Source organism: Oligoflexus sp., from assembly GCF_035712445.1.
GTDB lineage: Bacteria > Bdellovibrionota_B > Oligoflexia > Oligoflexales > Oligoflexaceae > Oligoflexus.
Genome location: NZ_DASTAT010000099.1, coordinates 73,601 through 82,394 on the forward strand (window position 1 = coordinate 73,601; position 8,794 = coordinate 82,394).

Sequence of the window (8,794 nt, forward strand, 5' to 3'; positions counted from 1 at the left end):
TAATAGCGCGTTTATGGAGCAGGAGCTGGGCTCGGTGTCTCCTCAGCTGGTTTCGTCAGCTGGGGATAGAGGTATTGGAGTCCCGCCACATCACCTTCCGATAAAGTGGTAAGATCTCGATTGTGGCAGTAGTTCATAATCGAGTTGGCATCGAACTCACCTACGAATACATTCCGATCACCATTCTGAATCGTACGATCATAGTCCCCGCAACCGGGAGCGTCGCTGCGCTCATGCTCGTGCAGAAGACCCATCGCATGACCAAACTCATGCACCGCCGTCGCCCGCGTTTGGCTTACAGCGAAGTTCCGGGCCCAGGTTCCGGCGGCGGGATACGTGCCTTCAGAACCTATATCAAGCCGCATGGTACCTCCGCGACAATCGCCGCCGCACGAATAAGGCGCCGAGCCGACCATGGATAGTCCACCGCCGGCGCCGATGCTGTTGCCTTTCCAATTATGCACAAGATTGAAGGTCACGCGAATTACGCGCGCATTCATTTCACTCGGCTGGCATTCCGCCCAACCGACAAGGCCAATGCCCGCCTTGGTCATGTAATCGGTGGTCACATGATTTTTTAAATCATCGAGCAGTTCATCCGAAATGTCTTTCCGATTCATAATACAAACGGGAATGGAACTGGGGTTGGCCCATTTGCTTTGGGTCGATACAACGGAATTGGGATTGGATTTCTGGGATTCCACAGAGCAGGACAGGGAGAGTACGATCATTCCGAGCGGCAGATACTTCTTCATTTTCAACTCCAAGAGCGCAGCACCAATTGGTTTCTCCACTGCAATGATTACTCCATATAATCCAAAGGCTATTATCCTGATTTTCGTGACAGCGCCGGGTAAACCCGCAATCATGGAGTGAAATTCAGGCTATGCGGCTGTCAAAAATTTCGACAAGCCAGCCTGGGGGGGGCGTCTGGCTCCTGGATGTTACGTCCCTCCACCATTTTTTTCCGCTCGGCGGGACAATTCCTGGATCGCATTCCATTTTCCGCATAGAATGTGGGGACCACCCATTCCGCGCTTAAGGAGCAGCATGACTTCCTCCATCAAAATCTACTGCATGGCTCATCAGGACCGTAGTGATCGCGTGCGTTGGCTGCTGGAAGAGCTTGGCCTCCCCTATACCGATGTGTTTCTGAAGAAGTCCGCCGGCGAGCTGAATACTCCGGCCTATCGCGCCCTGAATCCCCTGGGCCGCGTTCCGACTCTGGTGGACGACTCCATCGTTGTGCATGAATCGGCTGGTATCTGCCTTTATCTCGCGGACCGTTATGGTTACGGAAAGCTCTGCCCGCGGCTGGAAAACTTCCAGGAACGGGCGCTCTATAATCAGTGGATGACGTTCTCAACAGGCAGCCTGGAATGCGTGGTGGCGCGTATGTTTACCCACGTGGGCACTCCTGAGGAAAAAGCGGTGACCCACGCCTTCGTCGAAGAGCAGTGCACCATTTTCAAAAAGCTCCTGAATCCCATTCTGGAAAAACAGGACTATATTCTGAGCAGCGGATTTTCAGCTGCCGACATCATGTTAGGAGCTGTGATCCCCGGAGCGGAGCCCTGGCTTATGGCTGGCAATCCACCGATCCAAAACTATATGAAACGCCTCATGGCGCGCCCCGCCGCTGTGCGGGCGAAAGTATTCTGAGAAACAGGAGAGCTGCGATGCATGAGTCCTACACGACCTTCATGTTGATTTGCTTTCTTCTGACGATCACTCCCGGCGCCGATACCGCGCTGGTCCTGAAGAGTTCTTTGGGCGGGCCGCGCAAAAGCTTTGTGATGACAACTCTCGGGATCTGCGCGGGACTTCTGTTTCACGCAACGATGTCGTCGCTTGGACTCTCGGCGATCCTGCAGAAGTCTTCGCAGCTCTATCACCTCATCAAGCTGCTTGGTGCCGGATATCTCATCTATCTCGGTGCCCGGGCCTTATTTGAAGTTCATAGTCATGGGACCACAGAAGAAGACCTGGATGCCCCACAATCGGATCGGGCGGATTTCTCCGCTTTTGCCGAGTTTCGAAACGGTCTTCTCACGAACATCCTGAATCCTAAAGTTGCCGTATTTTACCTGACGTTCCTGCCCCAATTCGTGAACGTTCAAGGCCATGTCCTTATCCAATCCATTCTGCTTTCCACTGTCCACATCGCCATGAGCTTTGTGTGGCTTTGTTTGATTGGCTCCTTCGTCGCCTATTTCCGCACGCAGTTGACAAAGCCTTTGTTCAAAACAGCGATTCAATCCATCACAGGTCTGGCGCTGATTGGTTTTGGTATGCGTTTAGCTATGAGCAAGGCGTAGGCTGACAACTCAACTGGTTATAGCGCCTCAACTGGTTTAGAATATCGAAAAACTTTCCCACGAGGTCATCACGTGAGATTTCAAAGCCTGCTTTGCCTTGCTCTTCTCGTCACCTATTGCAAATCGACCAGTCAATCCATGAATCGCCGCTCTCAGTTGGAGCCCTCGGATGTCGTGGGGACTTCACAAGATTTCAGCAGTGCACAAAGGAATCCGGATTCGGTCGTTATTCCCCGTTCAACCGCCGCCGAGACAGCTGCTGCCGTGGAAATTGAACAGGTAGTAACCAGCAGCGAAGTGGAAAGTGCACCGCCCATTCAAGTCGAAAAAATTGATGCGCCCCCAGTCATGATTCCTGAAATCGGCAGCCAATGCAAACCTCCGGTGACAGCCTCGTGCCTCGGGATATCCTCCGTGATGACAGCGGAAACCCAAGGAGGCGCGGCTTTGGCGAAAGCCTTGAAAAAGTATGGACGTCTGATCACTCCCGCGATGCACGCGTGTCATTACTATAGCCGTAATCTCGCCCGCTATCCCAATATCAGCTACTTCACCGACCTTGTCGTCTACTGGTCAGAAGTTGAAAACAACATCAATTACTGGGCTTTTCCTACCAATTTCATTTTCTCGGCGGGCTGCACCCTGGATGATGACTTTAAAAACCCCTTTCTTGCCAGTTTGAAAACGACCCAGACCTGGGATGGCACCACGTCCCTGAAAAGCCTCGGGTATCCATTGGGCTCCAACCTGCCGTTGCCTGCAAATTTCACTGCCGACACCTTGAAAGCAGAAAAAATTACTCAGGCTACCCATGCCTGCACATGGGCCGTGCGACCCATGATTTACGCGTTTCCTGACGGTGTCATCTATCAATTTGTGGGTGGCAACACGATCAATGTTTATTCTTACAACAAAGCCATTGCCCAGGGCTGCTATCTTCCCAAAGCTCTGGCCGATGCAGCAGGCAATTACGGACTCGTCTGTGGGCGAAACCCTATGAATCCCGATCCATTGACGCGAAATTCGCTCACGGAACTGGGACTGCTCCCGGCCACACCGGCAAATAGAGCATTGGATGCCGCGCTTCTTATGTCGCTCGAAACCAATGGCAAGCCTTTATCAAAAGCGAGCTTGAAATGCACGTTTGCATCCCGCAACCGCATTCTTCAGTTTGCTGATGGGATTGCATTTATTGACGACGACTGCACCAACGTCAATATCTTTACCAATCAACTTGTCAAAGACAGGAATTGCACCATTCCGTGAACACGGAACTGTCGATTGTTCGCAGGCGAAACCGAGGATCGCTTTCCTCGGCTCCTGCATTAAGGCCCATTCCAGCTGTCACTTTCTCTGACCTGCGCCTAAATCCTGATCATCCACTCTTTACAAAAATCAATAATAACGACAATTTAAACAAGTTGCCATTATTGCAATATCGCGTGTCCAGGCCTGTCCTGGACTGTGGTGGACGAATAAACTTGCCAACAAAAGCTCAAGGATAAGTGATCAGCCATGAGAAATATCAGCCAGGTTGCCCTGCTTACAGCATTGATTCTTCAGAACTTAGTGAATTTTTCATGCGCGAAAAAAGATTCGGATAACCAGCCTGTTAATGCCTCTGAAGATCCGCCTGCTCCTTCCGCAGATGGAGATAATCAGCTTGTTGATAGAACCAGGTTCTGGACTCTGCCGCAAAACGGAAAAACCTACTCGTCTCTAGCTGGAAGATATGTCCAAAATGTAAGTTCGGATGGTTCACGATTATTTGCAGCCACGTATGGAGGCTTGTCCATTTCGAGCGATGCAGGTGAGACCTGGGAATCGAAAACGACCTCGAATGGTCTTTCCGGCAATGATGCTCGCGATGTCTATGCTGAAGGACAGAAAATTATTGTGGCCACGAATGCAGGTTTGTCCATCTCAGACGATGGGGGGAAGACCTGGAGAACCAAAACTCTGGCCCCCGCGACCGAATGGTCTGACGTCCATGACCTCTTCCGCTCTGGATCACGAATTTATGCTGCTTTTTTTGGTGGATATGCATTTTCGGATGATCTAGGCGAGAACTGGACAACAAAGGCTATCCCAAACAGTAGATCGGTCTATAGGATTTTTGTCAGCGGAGACAGCATTTATGCGGCATCGGCGAATGGTCTCCATATGTCCCACGATGGAGGCCAGAATTGGATCAGAAAGACCGATGCCGATGGGCTCGCTCATTATGAAGTCCAAAGTGTTTATGCTGATGATTCCATGATCTTGGCTGGGACGTTTGCAGGACTTTCCATTTCGAAGGATAAAGGTCAAACCTGGCAAAGCCTGCAACCAGGAGGCGATCCAGCGTCCATTGCCGCGAACAGAATTCAGGATGTGATTGTTCACAACAGCAGGATCTATGTCTCAACGTACGCCGGCCTCTATATTTCTCAGGATGGCGGCAAAACATGGGTTAATCGCAATGTTGGAGATGGGCTGGGAGGAGCACTCCTGGAATCACTCCACTTCACCGGAAACAGGATCTATGTCGCAACGAATAACGGTCTATCGTTTTCTGAGGACGATGCGGTCAGCTTTAAAAATACGACCACAGCAAATCTTCTTGGCAGTTTGGGGGTCAACGATGTGTATTCCGTAGGCACGACAGTCTACGCCGCCACCGATAATGGATTCTCCATTTCTGAAGATTCAGGAGCCACCTGGCGAACAACGCATGCATTCCTGGGCGGAATAGGCAGCGATACTGTGCTTGACCTGGCAGTGGAAGGAAAAAATGTCTATGCAGCAACAATGGGCGGTTTGTCGATTTCGCGTATGAGCGGAAGGTTTATGACCAATAAGTCAGTGACTGATGGGCTTTTGGACGAGCACGTCTTCAAAGTTTCCAGCCATAAGCAGCTTATCGTGGCCATGCACCAGGCTGGTGTTTCTATTTCCAAAGACGCTGGGGAAACGTGGCTCAAAAAGCCTATGAATGAAGGGGAAGATGGGAATTCACTCAACGACGTCCGGGTCACTGAAACCATGATTTTTCTAGCCCGCGACAAGGGGCTGTCCCTTTCAAACGATCAGGGCAGCAGCTGGGTCGTGAAATCATCCGCTGATTATTTTGAAGGACTTGGAGTGACCGACGTGACCACAAGCGGTGATTCCATTTATATAGCGACCAGTGAGAAGATTTATCGCTCAACCGATCGCGGAGAGACCTGGACTGCGATAGCACTGCCCGATGATGCAAAGCGAGGACGAATTTGGCAGATTTTTCACTCAGGCTCGACTCTGCATGTGTCCTGTGTCAATGGACTTTTTTATACGTCAGATGAAGGGAAGACATGGACGCATAAAACAGTTGCTGACGGTCTTGGTTCCAATTGGATCCGAAGCGTTCACGTGTCAGGAGACGTCACATACGTCGCGACCAGCGGAGGCCTATCCGTTTTGCAACCAGCGATTCGCGTGAAGTAGTTGAAGGACACTGAGCTTGGGAGGTTCGTGATGCTGCCGAAGCTAAGGCCAGAGAAGTAACGGAAAAGCTCAGAGGCATGAAGCTTGGCAAGGGCTGCTGAAACTTTGCAGACCGGCATAATGGAGACCTTCAGCTACTTCCATTCCCCAAGAGCAAGGGGGCATGACAGTGTGCAGCAAGACCGACGCAACCTAAATCAGAGCTGAGAACGATATTTAAAAAGACATGCAGTTTACGTTATTTTGATAAATATTACAGACTGTTACGGAACGCAAATCCTTTGTTCCTGTCGTTGACAAAACGTCTGATTCGGGCTACGAGAGGGGGTGGCTGAATTCATCGAAAAGGAATAGAGTCATTATGAAATTTCAGGGACTTACCTGTCTAACTCTTTTGGCGTGCCTGGCTTCCAAGGCTGACGCCCATATGATCTACTACAGCGATTGCGACGATAGTGCAGAAGCTGAAGCACAGGCTAAGTCAGACCCTAATTTCAAGAGTGATTTTGACTTCAGTGCCATTGGCGGTTCTGGTATTTCCGGCACTACAAACGTTATAAAGTCGACCTCAGATGAGCCAGAAAAATGCTACTCAGATAGCCCCGAAGCTCAAGGGTTGCGAGCGAAAACCCCGAACGCTCCTGAATCCGATCGTGTCGCAGCCATTGCATTTTGTAAGGCTGGTGGCTATCAAGACCCAACAAGTTGTGCGTCCGATATTATCTCTAAAGGCTTGGTAAATGAAGCCAAAGGTTGTCTCGATAGCCTGAGTGAGATTCAAAGCAACCTGCAAAATATTGGACCGATATCTCACTCTCTGGGGTCTACACCTGGAGGTGGCGGAGTTTGGCACACAGACTATCGCAAATCTGCTGATGATGGTGAGCACCGTCACGACTGGACTAAAGAAGCTCGTGAGGGTGCAGGGAATACTTGGGCCGCTATGCAAATAGAAAACGCCAAGAGGTTTAGAGAATCCAACTCCAGGACCACTTCCAATTCTACAACTACTGGAGGTTCAGTAGGCGTCAACGGCAAGGTTGGTGTAAGCGCGGGTGTTGCAAGTGTGGAAATTGGTGGGGACGCAGGCGTTCAGGGTAGCACTGATAAAGGTTCCTCGGTTGAAAAGGGGCCTTTGACTCAAAAGGAAATCGACGAGCTGAAGGCCAAGTTTTATCCGATAGGGTACGCCAACCCGCAACTTGTGAACGCAAATCCTGATGTTATTTGCTTCACACATGAAAAAAACTGCACTTCCGCAGCACCATATACGATTACAAACACCAGCTATCAAGGTCCTGCACCTCAAGACAAAAAAGCTCAAGACAGCACGCCGAGTAAAAAACAAGATGGCACAGGTGGTAAGAGGACTTCTGACAACGACCCGACGCCAAATCCTTCCTCAAAGGATACTTCCCCAGCTCCGTCCGACTCTATGAAAACCACCGACCACGGAACTTGGGCAGGTGAACCATCCCCAAGTCGTCCAGGGGAAATGTGGGCTAACTTTTCCCAGGATACTCTAGATGCTGACCCAATGAAGACTTGTATATTTCAAGGATTGGCAGATAAAGCTGAGGAGAAGAGCAATAAACATTTTTCCGAAGGCGATGATCCACGGTCGGATGCTGAAAAGAAGCGCGATGCAGAGGCTGGATTGAAGAAAGGTTTTTGCGACGAGCAATATTACGGTAAAAAGTTCTGTGTTGATTGGCGTAAGCGGAAAGAGCTTATAGATCACAATATCCAAATCGACGAAAACGCTTCCCAGGATAAGCTGGACAGGACCCAACAGCCAGGATTTCTACATATCGACCCAGAGGCTGGTTCAGCTGCTTCAGGTCCAATAAAGCTCCCTTCCTTTCGCGGTGGAAGAACGGGTCTTCTCGATTCGTGGTGGGTCATTTCCAAAAATAAAATAGGGACATAGGCAAACCTGCCGTAGATTTTGGTTCGCCAGAATCAAAAAGCCAGGAGGGCGCCTATGTCTATGGAAAGACTAGCACGACTCGTTCTTCTTCCTGAATTGGAACTTGTGAAATCGGTAAAACTCAGCAATCGGACCCTGGGTCTTTTCTGTAAGAAAACTTCGACGCATGAGGTCTGTCCGAAATGCGCTCACCCTTCCCACTCTGTCTACGACCATCGGCTGGTCCGCATTAAGGATGAACCTCTTCGCAACAAGCTTGTTGTTCTTCTCATCGACAAACGTCGATTTTACTGCAGCCAATGTAAAAAGCCTTTCACTGAGCCTGTTTCAGGAATCGGCAAAGGCCGGCGCACGACCGAGCGTCTTCGGTCAGCAATATGCTGGGCGGCGGAGAACTTTCATGATCTTTCGCGGGTTCAAAGACATTATGATTGCTCTTCAGACACTGTTTATCGAGCCACATATGAGCGCCTCGAACTTCGCCGCAGAAAGCGGCTCTATCCGCTTCCTCCTGTCATCGGCATTGATGAGCATTCCCTTCGGAAGCCCAAAGGGAAGGCAACGGTATATTCGACCATCATAGTCGATCACACGCATCGGCGAGTTTACGATCTATTGGAAGGCCGCTCCCGGAGCGAAATTGAAGAACCGCTGAAGCAGCTGCCCGGCCGCTCCAATGTTCGCGTTGTCACGATGGATCTTTCTCCGGTCTATCGCGCGCTAAGCAGAGAGTATTTTCCAAACGCGAGTATTGTGGCTGACAGATTTCATGTTCAAAGACTTTTCACAAAACTGGTCAATCGTTTTCGCAAACGCATTACCGGTGACAAGCGCAGTCATCCCATGCGCAAGCTTCTTCTGCGCAATGCTGAGGATCTTGAGAGTCATGAACGCCGGATTGTGATTCAGTGGTTGAACTTCCATCCTGATCTTCGTGAAGTATATGAATACAAGGAAGCCATTCGACGCTTCTACAAAATCAGAGGCTATCACAGAGCACGATCTGCGCTGGGAAGACTGCTGCTCAGAATGGGGCGATCCTCAATTTCAGAAGCGAAAAAGCTGCGAACCACACTGATGA

The 8,794-nt window shown here is 50.2% G+C and carries 7 protein-coding genes; 6 read left to right on the forward strand and 1 reads right to left on the reverse strand.

Annotation, left to right across the window (positions count from 1 at the left end; all coding sequences use genetic code 11):
* Positions 1 to 11: 11 nt before the first annotated feature.
* Entirely contained in the window at positions 12 to 755 is a 744-nt protein-coding gene (locus VFO10_RS22015) for a hypothetical protein (RefSeq protein WP_325144139.1), read from the reverse strand.
* A 295-nt stretch (positions 756 to 1,050) separates the two neighbouring features.
* On the opposite strand from VFO10_RS22015, the gene VFO10_RS22020 reads away from it, so the two are divergent.
* From VFO10_RS22020 to VFO10_RS22045, 6 genes are all read left to right on the forward strand, one after another.
* Positions 1,051 to 1,662 carry a glutathione S-transferase family protein gene (locus VFO10_RS22020; protein WP_325144140.1) on the forward strand — a complete coding sequence of 204 codons (612 nt, stop codon included), beginning with the start codon at positions 1,051 to 1,053 and terminating at the stop codon, positions 1,660 to 1,662.
* A gap of 17 nt (positions 1,663 to 1,679) precedes the next feature.
* Entirely contained in the window at positions 1,680 to 2,318 is a 639-nt protein-coding gene (locus VFO10_RS22025) for a LysE family translocator (protein WP_325144141.1), read from the forward strand.
* 72 nt (positions 2,319 to 2,390) lie between these two features.
* A complete protein-coding gene (locus VFO10_RS22030; protein WP_325144142.1) occupies positions 2,391 to 3,584 on the forward strand; it encodes a hypothetical protein in 1,194 nt (397 codons plus the stop codon).
* A gap of 249 nt (positions 3,585 to 3,833) precedes the next feature.
* A complete protein-coding gene (locus VFO10_RS22035; RefSeq protein ID WP_325144143.1) occupies positions 3,834 to 5,783 on the forward strand; it encodes a hypothetical protein in 1,950 nt (649 codons plus the stop codon).
* Positions 5,784 to 6,144: 361 nt separating this feature from the next.
* Positions 6,145 to 7,713, forward strand: a complete 1,569-nt coding sequence (locus VFO10_RS22040; protein ID WP_325144144.1) for a hypothetical protein — start codon at positions 6,145 to 6,147, stop codon at positions 7,711 to 7,713.
* Positions 7,714 to 7,767: 54 nt separating this feature from the next.
* Positions 7,768 to 8,794: ISL3 family transposase (locus tag VFO10_RS22045; RefSeq protein ID WP_325144145.1), on the forward strand; the 1,027-nt coding region annotated here is incomplete at its 3' end.

What these genes read in the sequence shown, in the direction of transcription:
- VFO10_RS22015 (WP_325144139.1), bottom strand. Translation starts at nt 755, where the DNA reads ATGAAGAAGTATCTGCCGCTCGGAATGATCGTACTCTCCCTGTCCTGC.
- VFO10_RS22035 (WP_325144143.1), top strand. Translation starts at nt 3,834, where the DNA reads ATGAGAAATATCAGCCAGGTTGCCCTGCTTACAGCATTGATTCTTCAG.
- VFO10_RS22020 (WP_325144140.1), top strand. Translation starts at nt 1,051, where the DNA reads ATGACTTCCTCCATCAAAATCTACTGCATGGCTCATCAGGACCGTAGT.
- VFO10_RS22040 (WP_325144144.1), top strand. Translation starts at nt 6,145, where the DNA reads ATGAAATTTCAGGGACTTACCTGTCTAACTCTTTTGGCGTGCCTGGCT.
- VFO10_RS22025 (WP_325144141.1), top strand. Translation starts at nt 1,680, where the DNA reads ATGCATGAGTCCTACACGACCTTCATGTTGATTTGCTTTCTTCTGACG.